The sequence below is a fragment of the Nonlabens sp. genome, assembly GCF_965657255.1.
Lineage (GTDB): Bacteria > Bacteroidota > Bacteroidia > Flavobacteriales > Flavobacteriaceae > Nonlabens.
Window position 1 is genome coordinate 1 of record NZ_CBFHNM010000014.1, and the last position, 18,535, is coordinate 18,535.

General features: G+C 33.9%; 17 protein-coding genes. 3 read left to right on the top strand and 14 right to left on the bottom strand.

The annotated features are described in order from the left end of the window. From ACTF54_RS12660 to ACTF54_RS12680, 5 genes are all read right to left on the bottom strand, one after another. A partial coding sequence (locus ACTF54_RS12660) for a hypothetical protein (RefSeq protein ID WP_438969510.1) occupies window positions 1–226 on the bottom strand: 226 nt, incomplete at its 3' end. Between the two features lie 195 nt (window positions 227–421). After that, complete coding sequence (locus tag ACTF54_RS12665; protein ID WP_438969511.1) at window positions 422–1,504, bottom strand: hypothetical protein; 1,083 nt, start codon at window positions 1,502–1,504, stop codon at window positions 422–424. Between the two features lie 686 nt (window positions 1,505–2,190). Further along, window positions 2,191–2,508: a helix-turn-helix domain-containing protein gene (locus ACTF54_RS12670; protein ID WP_438969512.1), complete on the bottom strand. Its 318-nt coding sequence runs from the start codon at window positions 2,506–2,508 to the stop codon at window positions 2,191–2,193. After that, window positions 2,505–2,852, bottom strand: a complete 348-nt coding sequence (locus ACTF54_RS12675; protein WP_438969513.1) for a type II toxin-antitoxin system RelE/ParE family toxin — start codon at window positions 2,850–2,852, stop codon at window positions 2,505–2,507. The genes ACTF54_RS12670 and ACTF54_RS12675 overlap by 4 nt, the downstream gene beginning before the upstream one ends. Window positions 2,853–3,092: 240 nt before the next feature. Further along, entirely contained in the window at window positions 3,093–4,835 is a 1,743-nt protein-coding gene (locus ACTF54_RS12680) for a sodium:solute symporter family protein (protein ID WP_347195224.1), read from the bottom strand. A gap of 116 nt (window positions 4,836–4,951) precedes the next feature. Between ACTF54_RS12680 and pfkA the strand changes: the two genes are divergently transcribed. From pfkA to ACTF54_RS12695, 3 genes are all read left to right on the top strand, one after another. After that, window positions 4,952–5,938 carry a 6-phosphofructokinase gene (gene pfkA, locus ACTF54_RS12685; RefSeq protein ID WP_438969514.1) on the top strand — a complete coding sequence of 329 codons (987 nt, stop codon included), beginning with the start codon at window positions 4,952–4,954 and terminating at the stop codon, window positions 5,936–5,938. A 136-nt stretch (window positions 5,939–6,074) separates the two neighbouring features. Then, window positions 6,075–7,079 (top strand): type I glyceraldehyde-3-phosphate dehydrogenase, encoded by a 1,005-nt coding sequence (gap, locus tag ACTF54_RS12690; protein WP_347195225.1) that lies wholly within the window; start codon window positions 6,075–6,077, stop codon window positions 7,077–7,079. Window positions 7,080–7,148: 69 nt separating this feature from the next. After that, on the top strand, window positions 7,149–8,012 hold the full coding sequence (locus tag ACTF54_RS12695; RefSeq protein WP_438969515.1) for a BadF/BadG/BcrA/BcrD ATPase family protein: 864 nt from the start codon (window positions 7,149–7,151) through the stop codon (window positions 8,010–8,012). Between the two features lie 71 nt (window positions 8,013–8,083). Here the strand turns inward: ACTF54_RS12695 and ACTF54_RS12700 are convergent, their stop codons facing one another. From ACTF54_RS12700 to ACTF54_RS12740, 9 genes are all read right to left on the bottom strand, one after another. After that, window positions 8,084–8,602, bottom strand: coding sequence for a CIA30 family protein (locus ACTF54_RS12700; protein ID WP_347195227.1), 519 nt, complete (start codon window positions 8,600–8,602; stop codon window positions 8,084–8,086). 116 nt (window positions 8,603–8,718) lie between these two features. Next, window positions 8,719–9,420, bottom strand: coding sequence for a hypothetical protein (locus ACTF54_RS12705; RefSeq protein ID WP_438969516.1), 702 nt, complete (start codon window positions 9,418–9,420; stop codon window positions 8,719–8,721). Window positions 9,421–9,499: 79 nt separating this feature from the next. Further along, the gene (locus ACTF54_RS12710; protein ID WP_347195229.1) at window positions 9,500–11,665 is read right to left on the bottom strand and encodes a DUF349 domain-containing protein; all 2,166 of its coding nucleotides are present in this window, start codon (window positions 11,663–11,665) and stop codon (window positions 9,500–9,502) included. A 64-nt stretch (window positions 11,666–11,729) separates the two neighbouring features. Then, a complete protein-coding gene (locus tag ACTF54_RS12715; protein WP_438969517.1) occupies window positions 11,730–12,521 on the bottom strand; it encodes a shikimate dehydrogenase family protein in 792 nt (263 codons plus the stop codon). Further along, window positions 12,496–13,515 (bottom strand): DUF368 domain-containing protein, encoded by a 1,020-nt coding sequence (locus ACTF54_RS12720; RefSeq protein ID WP_438969518.1) that lies wholly within the window; start codon window positions 13,513–13,515, stop codon window positions 12,496–12,498. The genes ACTF54_RS12715 and ACTF54_RS12720 overlap by 26 nt, the downstream gene beginning before the upstream one ends. Beyond that, complete coding sequence (locus ACTF54_RS12725) at window positions 13,516–14,475, bottom strand: DUF368 domain-containing protein (RefSeq protein WP_347195232.1); 960 nt, start codon at window positions 14,473–14,475, stop codon at window positions 13,516–13,518. It lies immediately after the preceding gene. 68 nt (window positions 14,476–14,543) lie between these two features. Further along, the gene (locus tag ACTF54_RS12730; protein ID WP_438969519.1) at window positions 14,544–15,815 is read right to left on the bottom strand and encodes an adenylosuccinate synthase; all 1,272 of its coding nucleotides are present in this window, start codon (window positions 15,813–15,815) and stop codon (window positions 14,544–14,546) included. A gap of 2 nt (window positions 15,816–15,817) precedes the next feature. Beyond that, window positions 15,818–16,282, bottom strand: a complete 465-nt coding sequence (locus ACTF54_RS12735; protein WP_347195234.1) for a Fur family transcriptional regulator — start codon at window positions 16,280–16,282, stop codon at window positions 15,818–15,820. 4 nt (window positions 16,283–16,286) lie between these two features. Beyond that, complete coding sequence (locus ACTF54_RS12740; protein WP_347202368.1) at window positions 16,287–18,488, bottom strand: RelA/SpoT family protein; 2,202 nt, start codon at window positions 18,486–18,488, stop codon at window positions 16,287–16,289. Window positions 18,489–18,535 lie beyond the last annotated feature (47 nt).

An 18,535-nucleotide genomic window follows, 5' to 3' on the forward strand; every position in this document is an offset into this window, starting at 1 on the left:
TTACTCTTATTTTCTCTCTTAATAGTTCAATTTTTTCATCAAGTAAAGTTTCGTCATTTTCTTTGAAAGAATTCCTAATTGCACTTAAACAGCTAATCCAATAATCGCCTCCAGAACTTTCTTCCGATTTCTTTTTTTCTTTCTTGAGATTGTGAACAAAAGTTAATTTAGTTCGTTTATTTTTTCCTCGAAATTCGATTAAGTTCTTTACTGTTACTTTTTTCATTTCAAACGATTTATTTTATTCAGTTCTTCATTCAGCGGAATCTTGGTTTAAATTGCAGGTAACGGTCTCGTATAACCGTCAGTTACGGGCTTAAAGTTACTATTTTTCGGTTAAGCACTGACGCTCGCAATTCCGAGTGGATTCGGACGTAGTCGAATCCGCCGTAATTGCGGTTATACATTGTTGTATGTAGTTTTATTTTTTCTTATTCAAATCTGTTAAACTGGTATATAGTATTTCATCATAGTTTTTATAGAGCCTAAGCATCAAGCTTTTAGAACTTGTCGTTTCGACATTATTTTCTATCATATAAAGATGCTCTCCGTTTTGAAATCGATAATCAAAACCAGAACCATATTTCGTTTGTTGTTCAACCTCTCCATTATACAAAACTAAACTTGGTCTTTCATTTGCGGTTTTTGGTTTGTTCCAAGACATATATCTTATAGTGCCATCCTTCAGTCTGTCTACTTTAATTAGAAACTTTTTATTTTCCGCTTTTACAATATTTTTTTTAAACTCATTATTATACGTAATTCGTTTATCTTGTATCTTAAATTTATAATATTCTTTACCATTACTTGCATAGAAACTACTATTCGAGACCCAATATGCTTTAACAAAAGATCTAAAATTAAATTTATATTTTTCTTCTATTTCCCAATCTGTTTTAAGAATTGGATATATTTTCTTATCCATTATTTGATACAAAGAAATTCCTTCAACAAAAGCTGGGCTATAAATGAAATTTAAGTTTGGCGAAAATATAAGTTCATCTCCGTCAACGTAGGTAATTGCTCCGTTATCTAAATTAATTACTTTATTACTTAATGTGGGCACCTCAAACCATTCTTCTGATATAACACAACTATTTAGCTTTTTTATGAAGCCACTATAATATATATTAAGAAGTTCATCATCACCATCTAAACAAGTTTTTACGGTCTTAATTGGTGTCTCGACAGTATAACAAGATTCAGTCAAATTTACCTGAGAAGGAATTATAGTTTTGTCTAATAATTGAGTAGTTTGAATTTTTCTTGCTTCTTCATAATCCGCCTTTTTTATCTTCGTTAAGATTATATCATAATTTTCGTTTCCTCTAATCAATAAATCAAAATTTTTATTATTTGGTTTGATTGTGTCTACAGTCTGTTTATAATAGAGTGAAGTTTTTGATTTTATTTCGAGGCTATCTTTAATGTTATTAAATATTCGATATTCTTTAAATGAAATACTAAGTAATAAAAGATTAAGAATTATAGTCGTAAATTTCATTTTTAGGTGTTTATTTTAATTACATACAACGTGATCGGATATGACAAGTGGCGGTTCTTTTCACAACGATTGTTAACCGCTATTTGTTATATCCATAGTTGTGTTATGTAAATATACCTAATTCTTGCAGCACCCCATTAAACATTAGAAAGCATATTTACGCAGTTGTCCGCATCGAAAATTAAAGAAACACCTTTGATCTCTATTTTATTATTATTGACTATATCGTTTCACGGCTCGATATGGTCAGTTATAAGGAAATAGAAAAATATAAGCTGGGATTTAATAGATAAAATGATACACTACCACGAAAAGTAAGCCTAATGTTTGCATATCTGCTTCCATAAGTCTAACTTTTATCTCAAGTTTTTTGAGCTTTACTTAGCTCATTTAAGAGTGAACTCTTATTCGACGTGTCGCTAAACTTGATAAAAATATGATCTGATATCATCTTTTTTTTCGTGATACCTACTATCAGTTTATTAATCTCAGCATCCTTTTAATATCCTTAAGATCAAAGTGTCTACTACGATCGGATTATTGAACACAACGTTGTTGTGTAAGGAAAGTTGCGTGTTTTAAGCAATAAAGTTAGTAAATAAAACACAAACCAAGAAAATCCGCGAGGATTTTCGTAAGTAGGCTTTTACCAGCAATTTTTTTTACACGGTGTTGGGTGTAGTGCTTTATTCAGTTGCTAAATCCATTTTTTGATTTAACAATTCTACATTAAAATTAATTTTTGCATTTAAAGCTCTAAAAACTTTCAAAATTGTCTCAAATCTTGCGTCAGTTAAATTGTTCTCAATTTTTGAAATTTGAGCTTTTTTTACGCCAATAAGTTCTCCAAGTTGTGTTTGCGTTAATTTTCGGTCTTTTCTTGCTTGTTTAATTGCTTCTCCAATTAAGTCAAGTCGTAATTCGTTTTCATAAGAATCTCTTTTAGAAGTTCCTTTTTTTCCAATGTATTTATCTTTTACTTCGTCGAGTGTATATGTTTTCATTTTTTCTTGTTTTTATATTCAAAGTACTTTTTCATTAATTCGGTTGCTTTGTCAATTTCCTTTTTTGGTGTTTTTTGAGTTTTCTTTATTATTCCGTGTGTTGCAATAACAATTGTTATTTTCTTGTCAGTTTTGTCCCAAAATGCAAAAAGTCGATATTGTTTCTTATTAAATAATGTCCGAAATTCCCATATATCTGAAGTCAGTTTTTTAAAAAGTGTATTATCGGATTTGACTTTTGCTTTGTCAATATTGAAAAGTATTTTTTCTCTTGCCTTTTCGTCCAATTCATCAAGAAATTCAAAAACTTCTTTTAGAAACTCAACTTTAAATTTTTCTGTCATTCATATTTGTTTGTTGCAAAGATATAAGTTTCCTTTTTAGTAAACAAATTTATTTTTATGACGGATTTTTTTTGCATTACACCCAACTTGTTATATCTACCCAAATATACTTTTTATCCCTTAAAAATTTACGGGATAAACGCATATTTCTGTTGTTATTATCCTTTTATGATTCGTATACTGTGTAGCGTTAAAATTTATTTTTAGATGGTACTTTCTCTCTTTCGCGAAAGCGAAACTCTAAAACAACTTTTTCCTCATTCCTAATATTCCTGCTGTGCAAGCTATAAAAACGGTGAGCAATGCTAGACCTATTCCCAGCTCGCCATAAAGCAGTTTACCAGTGGCAAATAACAAACTGTAAATACCTACAATGCCTAGAAGAAAACCAATGGTTTTAAACTGGAAGTTATAAAACTTTGATTCTTGTCCAAATATGGCTGCATGAAAGGTGTCAATGGTATTGAGCTCACTTTTTTCAGTCAGGTAAGTGACCACTAACCAAGCAATACTGGTGATAAGTACGTTCATACATATCATTTCCCAATTTTGTAATTCACCTAATAGCTGATTTTCTAGGCCTAGAAGCTCGCTAGAATTAATAAAGAAAACTACAGCCATGGTAAAAGAAACTGCCATCGCAGTAATTTCTGACCATGGATTGATGCGGTACCAGAACCATCTTAATATAAATAGCAATCCAGATCCTGCGCCTATTTGTATGATGAGATCAAAGGCAAATTTTGCTTCTTCTAAAACAAAGGAAAGTAGAGCAGCAGCTGCCATCATGGCTATCATAGAAAGTCTACCTATAATAACTTTTTGAGTTTCGCTAGCTTCTTTATTAATAAAACGCGCATAAAAATCATTTACTACATAACTAGAACCCCAATTTAAATGGGTAGAAATAGTACTCATAAAAGCAGCTACTAATGAAGTCACGACCAGACCTAATAATCCTGCTGGTAAATAGGTGAGCATGGCTGGATAACTTAAATCATCTTTAATAAAACTTGCGTCTAGATCTGGAAAAGCGGTGGCTAGCGATTCTAGATTAGGGTAAATGATCAAAGAAGCTAGTCCTATGATAATCCATGGCCATGGTCTAAGTGCATAATGTGCTAGATTAAAGAAAAGTACAGCCCATGTGGCATTTTTTTCATCTTTTGCAGCGAGCATACGTTGTGCAATATAGCCACCGCCGCCTGGCTCTGCACCAGGATACCAGGTGCTCCACCATTGTACGGCGATAGGGACGATAAAGATTCCCATCAATAAGTCTGTGTTAGAAAAATCTGGAAAAAAATCTAGTTTATCTTGAACGTTAGGATGTGTAATAAGGTTTGCCATTCCATTAATTTCTGGAAGGTCTAGTATGTACCAGGTCGCCCAGATAGAACCTACCATAGCAATGATAAACTGGACAAAATCTGTAATAAGCACGCCTTTTAAACCGCCTAATAAAGAATAAGCTAATGTGACAAGAGACGCATAGGTTAATGTGGTGGCAGCACTAAAACCAAACATTACATGTCCTATTTTAATGGCGGCCAGACAAACGGTTGCCATAATAATGATGTTAAAGACTACACCTAGATAAATGGCTCTAAAACCACGTAGGAATGCAGCACTTTTACCGCTATAGCGCATCTCGTAGAATTCAAGATCTGTAGTAATGCCGCTGCGGCGCCATAATCTGGCATAGAAAAAAACCGTAAGCATACCAGTAAGTAAAAATGCCCACCAGACCCAATTACCAGAAACACCATCAGAACGTACGAGTCCAGCCACCAGATTAGGCGTGTCTGCAGCAAAAGTGGTGGCGACCATGGAAACACCTAATAACCACCATGGCATGTTTCTACCAGATAAATAAAAGGAAGAACTGTTTGCAGAGCTCTTTTTTGACACAATAATTCCTATGGCGAGTGAGACCAAAAAGAAGGCAATGATGATGCAAATGTCTATGAATTCTAATTTCATAAATAAAAGTTATTAACGATAACGTTTGAATTTTCTTGAAAAGCTAAATATAGAATAAATCACTACTTACAATGGCAAAACTTTAATAGATTAGCATGGTTATTATTAAAAACGCAATGAATAGCAATATAAATAAAATAGGTGTCATGACTTCTGGAGGCGATTCTCCAGGAATGAATGCTGCCATAAGAGCGGTAGTTCGTACCTGTGCATTTCATAAAATTGAGTGTGTTGGGATTTACCGTGGTTATCAAGGTTTAATAGAAGGAGATTTCAAAGAAATGAACGCGCGTAGTGTGAATAATATCATCAATAAAGGTGGTACGATTCTTAAAAGTGCGAGATCAAATGAATTTAGGACTAAGGAAGGTCGTAATGCCGCTTTCGCGAAAGCAAAAGAAGAAGGACTAGATGCTATTGTAGTAATAGGTGGTGATGGTAGTTTTACTGGAGCCATGATATTCTCGCAAGAATTCAATATTCCAGTAATGGGAATACCAGGAACTATCGATAACGATATCTACGGAACTACACATACATTAGGTTACGACACTGCTTTAAATACGGTGGTAGAATGTATTGATAAAATACGTGATACAGCCAGTTCACATAACCGTTTGTTTTTTGTGGAAGTAATGGGTCGTGATGTAGGTCACATTGCATTAAACGCAGGAGTAGGAGCAGGAGCAGAGGAAATTCTAATCCCAGAAGAAGATTTAGGAAAAGATCGATTACTCGAAAGCTTAAAAAGGTCTCGTTTATCTGGAAAATCTTCCAGTATCGTCGTTGTAGCCGAAGGTGATAAAACAGGAGATAACGTTTTTGAACTAAAAGATTATGTAGAATCAAATCTACCAGAATATGAAGTACGTGTTTCAGTATTAGGTCACATGCAGCGAGGTGGTTCTCCATCTTGTTTTGATAGAGTACTTGCTAGCCGTATGGGCGTAAAAGCGGTAGAAAGCTTACTGGAAGGAAAAACCAATTATATGGTGGGAATAAAAGACACTAAAATGGTTCTTTGTCCTATTGATCTTGCAGTTAAAGGAAAAACAGACATCGACCTAGAATTATTGCGTGTTAGTGATATTATGACTACTTAATGAAAGTAAGAATATCAATTCAGGAATTTGGATTGATGTTAATAGTAAAAGAAGTAATTGAAAAGCTTTGTAATAAAACAATCAACCGCTGTAATCATGCAGCAATTCATATTAATAAAAGTAAAACAAGAATAAGATGAGTAAAAAATTAAGATTAGGAATCAACGGATTTGGACGTATAGGACGTATCGTTTTTAGAGCTACGTTGAAGAGAGAAAATGTAGAAGTAGTAGCGATCAATGACCTAGTGGACGTTGAGCAATTAGCTTATTTGTTAGAGTACGATTCTGTTCATGGTCGTTACGGTGGTACTATAGAGATTAAAGATGGCAATCTAATTATAGATGGTGTTACAGTAAGAGTAACTAGCGAGCGCGATCCTAAGAATTTGAAATGGAACGAAGTAGATGTAGATGTGGTTGCAGATTGTACAGGTATCTTTACAGATCTTGATAATGCACAAGCCCATATCGATGCAGGAGCAAAGAAAGTAGTGATATCTGCTCCATCAAAAACAGCTCCTATGTTTGTAATGGGTGTTAATGATGCTGAATTGACAGCCGATCATACGATAGTTTCAAATGCATCTTGTACTACTAACTGTCTGGCGCCTATGGCAAAGATTCTTAATGATAACTTTGGTATTAAAGAGGCATTAATGACTACAGTACATGCTGCAACAGCAACACAACAAACTGTTGATGCACCTAGTAAGAAGAATTACCGTTTAGGCCGTAGTGCCATGAATAACATTATTCCAGCAACAACTGGTGCTGCTGTGGCAGTAACAAAAGTAATACCAGAATTAGTTGGTAAATTAACTGGTATGGCCTTCCGTGTTCCTACGGTAGATGTATCGGTTGTAGATTTAACCGTAAAATTAGAAAAGGAAACCAATCTTGAAGAAATCAACGCTGCCTTTAAAGCGGCTTCTACAGGAGCGATGAAAGGTGTTGTGGGATATACTGATGAGGCTGTGGTATCTCAAGACTTTGTAAGCGACGATCGCACAAGTATCTATGATGCTGGAGCAGCTATAGAATTGAACTCTACGTTCTTTAAGTTAGTAAGCTGGTATGATAACGAATTTGGTTACTCTAACAAATTAGTAGATCTAGCAGAAAAAGTTAATTCTTTATAGTCATATCAAAAGCGTTGTGATCCATTACATCACAGCGCTTTTATTTTTCACAAACCTTAATTAACCTTTATGATTCTTATAACAGATAGTGGTTCGACAAAATCTGATTGGATTGCTCTCGATGATAATGGAGATCAATTATTTAAAACACGTACTCGTGGGATGAATCCTGCGATACTTTCTACAGAACAATTGCAAGAACGTATTCTTGAGAGTGAAGAATTAGTATCTCATAAAGATCAAATAAAAGAAGTATTCTTTTATGGTGCAGGCTGTGGTACAGAAGCACCGAGGAAAAACCTCGAATTACTTTTAGCTAGCTATTTTTCTAATAGTAGTGTTATGGTTAAGGAAGATACTGCAGCAGCAGTTTATGCAGCAGTAGGCGATGAGCCTGGTGTAGTATGCATTTTAGGAACTGGTTCTAATTGTTGTTTTTCTGATGGTCAAAATATTGAACAGCGTGTAGTCTCTCTGGGATATACACTTATGGACGAGGCTAGTGGAAACTGGTACGGAAAAAATCTTCTAAGAGATTATGGTTTTAGAAATATGCCTAAAGATTTGATGAAGAAGTTTGAAGATTCTTATAATATGGATCCAGATTACATTAAATTCAATTTGTACAAACAACCAAATCCAAACGCATTTCTAGCTCACCACGCAGAATTCATTTTTCAAAACCTTGAAGAACGTTATATCAAAAAATTATTGAGAAAAGGCTTGCGTAAGTTTTCTCGTAATATGATTTTACAATTTAGTGAAGAGATCAAATCTCATGAAGTTCACTTTGTGGGTAGTATTGCTCATTTTGCACAGGCTAGAATTAAGCAAGTCGCTGCAGAATTTGGATATGAAGTAGGTAATATTGTAAGGAGACCTATTGAAGGCTTAGTAGATTACCATAGAAACAAATTAAAAGCTTCCTTTTAATTTCACTTATCTAGCATATTGAAAAGCCGTTTCAGGTAATTGAAACGGCTTTTTTTATTCTATAATTTATTTTAATAAAATTGTATGTATTCTATTTCTAAGTTAAAACTTCCAGTAGATTTCCTAGTCACATAAAAATTATATCTTAAAATATGATTTAGTACACTGGGATTGAGATCTTGTTTAAGGTTTTTTCCAAATTGTATATGTTGAAAGTTTTCGAACTTTAAATCTACTACGTTCCATTGATCAGGTATTGCTTGTATCAAGCAACTACATTTTTCATCTTGCCAGCCCTGGTTATATTCCATTTGAAAGGAATAGGTATTTTTATCAGGTTTTAATTTTATTTTTAGTCCTTTATATCCACTAATGTCTTGATCTAATTTATTTGATCTTAAACAACTCCAAGAAGAATTATTTAGGTTTTTGATAGTTCCACTGTATTTAATAACTGATTCTCGTTGCTCCATCAAACTTAACGATCTTCCTCCAATTAGATGATCATCAAACGTATTCCATTTAAATCGTGACTCATCTTCACCAAACAATATCGTAGATGGTATATATTTTATTATTTTTCTGAACATCGATTAATTTTAAAATACGTACTAATTTGATCCATAAGCTAATATAGTGCAAATTAACAAATATAATTAGCTCAATTATTTAGAGATAATTTTTTATGATAAATTCATCTCATTTATTAGTCTCTTTGCTCTATAGTTTTGATTTCTTGTGTTTTAGGATCTTTAAAAAAGTAGACTGAAAATTTTTTATCATCTATTCTATACTCCATTAAATATTTTAAATTCTTTATTTTTCTAAAGTCTATATTATTGATACGCCATTGCGGATAGCCTCCCAAAATAATATTTCTATCAGTAATTTTATAGTCCGTTACGGCTTTTTTATAAAGTGTCCATGGATTTTGAGGATTCAAAGAAAGGATAAGTTGATGAATCTTTGGAAATCGATGAATTATTTCTTCCCATATGGGTACCGTATCAAAAACACTTGCATGTGACTGATTCAAAATTATTTCATTGTTTATTAAAAAGTCATCTGATTTTTTAATGGTTAAACAATAGTTGGATGAATCCTTGATGACCTTTTCTTCATTTAAAAAGAAAAGTAAAATTTCGTCACCAACAATAAAAGTTCCTACTAAAGGTAAAGATTCCTTTTTTTTATTCTTTGGTACAGTTAGACTATTTTTTAATTCTATGGATGAATGGTTAACGGTATCAATTTTATAAGTAGTAGCAGGAACAACATAAGGTGTCAGTGAATTAATTATGCTTTGTATATCAACTTCTTTAACTGTAAAGTTTTCAGCTTTACTAGTCATTAAGGTTTCATAATATTTTATGGGTTTTCCTAGAATTCTTTCAAGATACTTAAACATGGTTCATTTAATTAGTTGTTAAAGCTAAAAAAAGCGCTGAAGTAAATCAGCGCTTTTTAAAAATTATTTGATGGAAACCTTACTCGGGCTTTTCAACATCTTCATTCTCACTAGCTACTTCACTCTCGGCAGCAGCTGCAGCAGCGTCATCTTCTTCCTTCTTTAGCTGTCTTTGAAGAATGTTTAATTGCTTTTGCTTTTCTTTAATAACGTCCAGTTCCTTATTTAACTCTGCAATATTCTTTTTAGTTTGAACTAAAAATGGATTTTTATCATCCTTTGCATTAATAAATTGAAGATTGTTGTCTAATTGTCTTACTTCGTCTTGAATCTCGTCACGTCTTTTTCTTAAGTAGAAACGTTCATTTTTGAAGTCACTTTCATTACCATTTTTCAAGCTAGCTAATTTGTTTTGATATTTCAACATCTCAGCATCTACAGCGCCTAGTCCGGCTGCTTTCAACTTTGCGTGAAGTAACTTTTCAAACTTTTCTTGGATCATACGTTTGCTATAAGGTACACGACCTATAGCTGCCCAGTCTGCCATATGTTTTTCAACATCAGCTAGCATCGCCTTCTTATCATCTTGAGGGATCATTTCTTTTAATGCATCATAGACTTTCATCTTTTTGTCAAAGTTTTCTACCTCTTCTTTACTATCTTCTTTTTTCTGAGCTGTTTTCTTCTCAAAGAAACCATTACAAGCCTTCTGGAAGCGTTTCCAGATCTTGTCACTATCTTTTCTAGGAACATGACCTATTTCCTTCCATTCTGCTTGAATGCGTTTCATTATTTGAAGTCCTTCGGCAAAGTTTTCATTGTCTTGATGCTCTTCAGCAATAGCAATCAATTTCATTTTTGCATCAAGATTATCCTGTTGCTCTTTTTTAAGCCCTTTATAATAATCATTTTTTGCTTTATTGAATTCCCTGGTTACCGTTCTAAATTGATTCCACAATTCATTATTTATAGCTTTAGGAGCAGGACCGGTAGAAGTAAACAATTCTCTTAAAACATTAATTTCTTCTAACCTATCTTGCCATTCTTTATGATTCTTTGCACCTGCGGCTGTAATCTTTGCAATTTCTGCAACTATATTTTCTTTAACCAGCTGGTTGTGTGCACTCTTTTTATCACGCTCATCATAATAAGCTTGTCGTTTATCATGAATGACTTTAGTTGCAGCACTAAACTCATCCCAAATAGGATCTCGTTCTTCTTTTGCTACTGGTCCAGCATCTTCTTTCCACATGCGGTGAAGTTCTTGTAATTCTCTAAGAGCTTTATGTATGTTTTCTTCTGCACCTAATTCAACAGCACGAGCAATAATCTTCTTTCTAAATTCTAGATTACGCTCAAAATCTTTATCTCTTAGTTCTTTACTAAGGTCTATGTAGTCATAAAAATTTTGAGTTGCCAGGCGGTAATCTTCCCACGTAATGTTATATGCATCATGAGGTATGTTTCCTGTTGCCTTCCACTGGTCTTGAAGACTATGAAACTTCTTGAAGGTAGTTCCAATATTTTCTTCTTGATTGATCAATTGCTTAATTCCTTCTATAATATCACGGCGCTTGGCAAGATTTTCTTCTTGCTGTTTACGCTTGTCTCTTTGAAATTGACCTTTTTGTTTTCTATATAAAGAATGTAAGTCATAAAACTCTGTTGCATGCGCATTTTTATATTCAAATTGTGGTGCAAGAGCATCATCACTAGGCGGATTTTCTTCTGTAAATTTTTCTAGAGCTTCTTTCTTTGCATCAGCATCTGCCGTTTCAAAGGCTTTCTTGATATCTTCTGCCTGTGTTCTAAAGCTATTGATAGGAAATTCTTGCATTAAATACCTTAACTCTTTAACTAGAGTAGGCATATCCATAGAGTTATAATCCTTCTCTGGTATTTCTTTTACGCTATCATCTTCTGGCTCATTATCATCTTCATCTTCATCTTCATCTACTTCTACAATAGTGTCTTCCTGTTTTTCAACGGTTTCTTTTTCTTCAACTATAGCGTCTTCATGTGTGGTGGACTCATCTTCTACTTTCTCAGTAGTTTTATTAGTTCCTTCCTTAACAGGTTCGTCTTTTTCACCATCACTATCTGTAGTTTCTTGGCCTTCTAGTGATTGTTTCACTGCAGACTCTTCTACCATAGCGTTTTCTAGAGCATCTTGTGCTTCCTTATTCACAGGATTAATATCTTGTGATTTTCCGTCTGCATTGTGCAGGTTGTCATTCTTTTCCATTTTCTATTTTTTAATAGGATGGCAATATAATTAGTTTCTTGCTCAACCACAATTCTATTATAGCTTACTTATTCCAAAGTTCCCATGCTTTTTCTGCCTGATGTACTAGCATTTGATAACCATTAGTCACTTTTGCTCCTTGCTGTTGTCCTAATTTCATGAATAAAGTGAGAGAAGGATTGTAAACTAGGTCATATAAAATGTGTGATTCATTTATCAATTCGTAAGGTAAATCTGGTTTCAAATGCACATCAGGAATGACTCCTAAAGGTGTGGTGTTAATAATGAGACTTACCATATCCATCACTTCTTTATTGATCGATTTGTAGTCTATCGTAAATTCATCTTTAGGATTTCTACTAACAAACAAATACGGAATTTTTAAAGCCTCAAGGGTATAAGCGATAGCTTTAGAAGCACCACCAGTTCCCAGAATCAAGGCATTTTTTTTAATAGGCAAGTAGGACTCTAAACTTTTCCCAAAACCATAACAATCCGTATTGTGACCGGTCCAGATATTATCTTCTATAGTAATGGTATTTATCGCACCTATAACTTTAGCTTCTTCACTTAGTTCATCCACTATTTCAAGTACATCTTGTTTGTATGGAATAGTTACGTTAAGACCTCTGATAATTTCATTTTTACCATTAGTTGTTCTTAGATGTTTGTTATAGGTGACGCTTTCGCGAAAGCGGGATAACAAAAAATCCCTACTCATTTCAAAGTTTTTATAACTGTGATCATCTAACTTTAATTTTTCAAATTTCTCATTAAAATAAGCTCTTGAAAAACTATAATCCAGTCGCTCACCTATCAATCCAAAAACACTAGATGGGATTTGCTTTGTTTCCATAATGATCTAATATATAAACACTTAAAAACCCTATAAGGATCATGAAAAGTGCGATCCACGTATGTGAGTCTGTTATTTCTGGCCAGTAACGGCTGTAATTTTCTAAGATTTTATTTCCGCTTTTATCAAGAGCAAAAAGCCCTGATTCTGTAAGTTGAAATACTTCCTTTTTCCATGGCCATACGACACCTAGTGAACCAGTTATAAAACCTATAATCACGGCATTAGTCTCGTTGCGATAATGTTTTATAGTCCATCCTAAAAGATGTGATAAACTAATTAATCCGACTATAGATCCTAACACAAAAGCAGTAAGAATACTTAACATTTGCATATGACCAGGATCATTCCACCAGGAGAAATCCAATTGCATAACGGCGATCATGGTATCAAAAAAAGCGTTGATACTATCTACTAATAGAAGTACATAATTACCTAAGAGGATCAAGATAAAGCTACCACTTAAACCAGGTATGGTCATTCCTGAAATACTTACCATTCCACAAAAGAATACAAAAATAAGGTTAGGATTTTCAGTTGCAGGATCGAGTAGGGAAGTGCCTACTCCTATAGTAATCCCTGCGATCAGTATAAAAATATTATTACGCGTCCATTCTCCATAACTTCTAGATATGTAATAAATAGAACCTAGTATCATACCAAAAAATAGCGCCCATACTAGAATAGGATAATATTGAATTAATATATCAAAGCCTTTGCTTACTGTAAAATAACTTAAAGCTTCTCCTAGAATTAGTAAACCTAAAAATTTTCCATTGATATAAGAGAAAAAGCTATCAAATCTGCCAGAAATTAATAGTTTAAAAGCTTTAAGATTTAGTTTTTGTAAGGAGTAAATAAACTCTTCATAGAATCCACCTACATAGGCTACTACGCCGCCACTAATGCCAGGAACTTTGTTTGCAGTTCCCATAGCTATTCCCTTTAGGATAAGGAATAATTTATCAGTAAAACTTCTAGTGGCTTGACGCAATTATACTTGTTTTTTATGGGCCCATTTTTCAAGAGCAAGGATCAAAACAAATCCTGTGACAGTAAGTAAACATACATACAGTATTTGTGGATCACCCTTAAAATCAAACGGTGATATACTTTTTTCTAAAAATGGAACTTCGATTCCGTGACTATTAGTTCGATATTTTATGATATCCTTCCACGGCCATAATTTATTTAATGAACCGATCATAAAACCTGTTAATAAAGCCAAGGTTAAGTTTTTTTGATTTTCAAATAACCATGTCAAAACACGAGAAAATACTTTAAGACCTATCACACAGCCTATAGCAAATAGCAATAAATTGCTTAAATACGTCCATGCTAGAGACCAATTCCCTTCTATTACAGCTTCTAAAAGACCAGAAATAGAGCCTAAAACTGTTTTGTAACTACCTAGTAGTAACAATAAAAATGCTCCAGAAACACCAGGTAAAATCATAGCAATGATAGCAATGAAACCAGAAAATAGGATATACCACCAGTTATCTGGAGATCCCAAAGGTTCTGCAACGGTTATGTAATAAGAAATTAAGGTTCCAACTATAATTGCTATAATAACAGCTACATTCCATTTAGAAATTTGTTTACCTATGTACAAAACGCTCGCTAGGACTAGTCCAAAAAAGAAGGACCATAATAAAACAGGATAGGTTTGTAATAGATAGGTAAGCAGTTTGGATAGACTTAAAATACTGATTGCAATACCAAAGAGTAAGGAAAGTAAGAAACCTAGATTATATTTTATAAAAGTAACTTTGATCCCTACTTTAAAAAGGTCTTTTAGTAATTGAAAGTCAAGGCCATCAATAGTTTTTATAAGTTCTTCATAAATCCCTGTGATAAAAGCAATGGTACCGCCAGAAACTCCAGGAACAACATCTGCCGCGCCCATGAGCATTCCTTTAATAACAACGGTTATATTCTTTCTTAATGGCATATTACTATTATTTAAACATCAAATCCCAAGCTTTTGAACTTGGGATTTGTAATTTAGTTACTTGAGTCTTATCTGTGAATGGTCTGTGTTCTATCTGGACCAACACTTACGACTTTGATAGGAATCTCTAATTCCTTTTCTAAAAAGTCAATATAAGCATTCAATTCCTTAGGAAATTGAGAAGCTTCTCTCATTTTAGTAAGATCCTCTTTCCAGCAATCAAACTCAGAATAAATAGGTGTCACGTTTTCAGGCTCAATGTTGTATGGTAAATGCGTGATCTCTTTGCCTTTATATTTATAAGCGGTGCATACTTTTAATTTGTCAAAACCAGACAGTACATCACCTTTCATCATCATTAGTTGGGTTACACCATTTACCTGGCATGTGTATTTAAGAGCAACTAGATCTAACCATCCACATCTACGTGCACGTCCAGTTACAGCGCCAAATTCATGACCTACTTTTGCCATTTCTGCACCTACTTCATCAAATAGTTCTGTAGGGAACGGACCACTTCCTACACGAGTAGTATATGCTTTAAAGATACCATATACTTCACCTATTTGATTAGGTGCTACTCCTAAACCTGTACAAGCTCCTGCAGCAGTGGTATTAGAAGAAGTTACAAATGGATAAGTCCCAAAGTCAATATCAAGTAAAGATCCTTGAGCACCTTCTGCAAGTATGCTTTTACCGTTTTTTTGCGCTTGTTGTAAATATTCTTCAGAATCAATAAAAGTCAATTCTTTCAAAATCTCAACAGCTTTGAAAAACTCTTCCTCCATTTCTGGAAGATTGTATTGTATATCTACATTGTGAAAAGCGATAAGCTCTTCATGTTTATTAGCAAGTGCACGGTATTTTGTTTTCCAAGAGTCCAGTTCTAAATCTCCAACTCTAATACCGTTGCGACCAGTTTTATCCATATACGTAGGACCTATTCCTTTGAGAGTAGAACCTATTTTTGCTTTACCTTTTGAAGCCTCAGAAGCTGCATCTAACAATCTATGGGTAGGAAGAATTACATGAGCTTTTCTGGAGAGAATCAATTTACTTTTGTAATCAATATCAAATTGCTTCAACCCATCTAATTCTTGAATAAAAACCACAGGATCGATTACAACACCGTTACCGATTACGTTTATGGATTTATCATGAAATATTCCTGAAGGAATTGTTCTCAAAACGTGCTTTATTCCGTCAAATTCTAAAGTATGTCCAGCGTTAGGTCCACCTTGAAACCTTGCGATGATATCGTAATTTGAAGTAAGTACGTCAACTATTTTACCTTTTCCCTCGTCGCCCCATTGAAGACCGAGCAATAAATCTACTGCCATGTTTACTGTTTTTCAGTTTTGTTTTTAACGCCGTAAAAGTATAAAGAATGATTGGTAATCTTAACATCAAAAACCTCTTCAATTGTCTTTTTTATTGACTCTATTCTTGGGTCACAAAATTCAATAACTTCGTGCGAATCTGTGAGAATCAAATGATCGTGTTGTCTGTCAAAATAAGACTTCTCATAATGTGATTGATTTTGACCAAATTGATGTCTTCTAACTAGTTTACACTCTAATAATAATTCAATCGTGTTGTAAAGAGTAGCGCGACTTACACGGTAGTTTTGTTCCTTCATTTTGATGTATAAAGACTCTACATCAAAGTGCTCTTCGCTAGCATAAATTTCATCTAAAATAGCATAGCGTTCTGGCGTTTTACGATGCTTCTTTTCACTCAAAAATTGAGTGAATACATTCCTTACCGTTTCTTGTTCTTTTTCAAGGGTGTTAATAATTTCACTCATATATTTAAGATCTGGTTACCTTATCGATACCATTTAATTTATTAAGGTTCTGAATTAATGAAGTCAGTAAATTTTTATTAGGTACAATAACGGTAATTTCTCCTGTAAAAATACCGTGATTACTATTAAAAGAAATATTTCTAATATTTACGTGCATATTTTCAGATATCAGTCCTGTCACTTCTTGTACAAGTCCCATTCTATCAATTCCTGTCAACTTCAACTCTGCTTTGTATTCTCTTTGGGTAGAATCAATCCACTTTGCACTGATGATTCTATAAGCAAACTTACTTTGTAGGCTTATCGCATTAGGACAATTATTCTTATGAACCTTTATTCCTTCACTAACAGTAGTGAAACCAAAAACAGAATCTCCTTCAATAGGATTACAGCACTTGGAAAGTGTATAATCTAATGTCGCCCCTTCTTTACCAAAAACAATGGCGTCGTAATTTTCTGTTACTTCTTCCTTATGGATATCAGGGTTATCCTTAGGTTTACGCATTTTACTCTTGATAAAAGAGTATAAAGCATTACTTCTACTATTAGCATATTCTTTTATACCTTTATTATCAATAGTTCCATTTCCAACTCTATAAAAAAGATCATGACTGGTCTTAAGTTTAAAAAAGGTAACCATTTGATTAACTGTTGTTTCATCAAGAGATATTTTTTGAGATTTTAATTTTCTCAATAAAACCTCTTTACCATCAAGAGCTATTATTTTTTGATCTTCTTTTAAGGCACTTTTAATTTTTGACCGTGCTCTTGCTGTTGTTGCATAATCTAACCAGTTCTTTGTAGGCTTTTGATTATCAGAAGTAATGATATCTACTTGATCACCACTCTTTAATTCATGAGATAATGGCACTAACTTTCCATTTACTCTTGCACCACGTGTGTGCATACCTACTTCTGTGTGAATGGCAAAAGCAAAATCTAGTGGAGTAGAAGCTTTAGGAAGTGATTTTAATTCACCGGTAGGCGTGAATACAAAAATCTCTTTACTATATAAATTAAGTTTAAACTGCTCTACAAAATCGACAGCATTACCATCTTGATTTTCCAGTGCTTCTTGCAACCTATTAAGCCATTCTTCCAGACCGTCTTCTTTACTGCCTTGTTTGTATTTATAATGCGCTGCATAACCTTTTTCGGCGATTTCATGCATGCGTTCAGATCTTATTTGTACTTCTACCCATCTACCATCTGGTCCCATAACCGTGATATGTAAGGCTTCATAACCAGTAGATTTAGGAGAACTGATCCAGTCTCTCAATCGTACCGGATTAGGAGTAAAGTGATCTGTAACTACAGAGTATATCTTCCATGCTAGAAATTTCTCATTTGCACGATCACTTCTAAAAATAATACGGACAGCAAACTTGTCATAAACCTCATCAAAAGAGACATTTTGTTTTAGCATCTTGCGACGGATAGAAAAAACAGATTTAGGTCTTCCAGAAATTTTATATTCTAATCCTTCTCGCTGTAAACTATCATCAATCACAGAGCTGAAATCCTCAATATATTTCTTTTGCTCTTCTTTACTTTCTACAATAGACTGTTGGATATCGTTAAAAACCTCTGGTTCGGTATATTTTAAACCTAGATCTTCAAGCTCTGTTTTTATGTTATACAATCCCAATCGGTGCGCGATAGGGGCATAGATATAAAGTGTTTCACTAGCAATTTTCACCTGTTTATAATCCGGCATGCTATCCATGGTTTGCATATTGTGCAAACGATCTGCTATTTTAATGATAATCACACGTATATCATCATTAAGAGTCAGTAGCATCTTACGGAAATTCTCTGCTTGTTGAGAAATATCTGCATCCTTTTTAAGATGGGCAATTTTAGTTAGTCCATCTACAATTCTAGCAATGGTTTCACCAAAAAGTTGTTCTATGTCTGACAATGTATAAGAAGTATCCTCTACAACGTCGTGTAGCAGTGCAGCGGCAATCGCGGTAGCATCTAAACCTATTTGCTTCGCAACAATCTTTGCAACAGCTATAGGATGAAAAATATACGCTTCACCAGATTTACGACGTTGTGGTGCATGTGCTTCTACAGCGACATCAAAAGCCTTTCTAATCAGCTTTTTATCCACGTCTGTAAGCATCTGATAGCTTATTTTTAAAAGGTCTTTATAGCCTTTGGCTATTCTCTTATTTTCCTCTATAGTCTCTACTTCGGTCATATAAAGTAAAGTTACGCTACTTTGTCGATATGAGCAATAATTTTAAG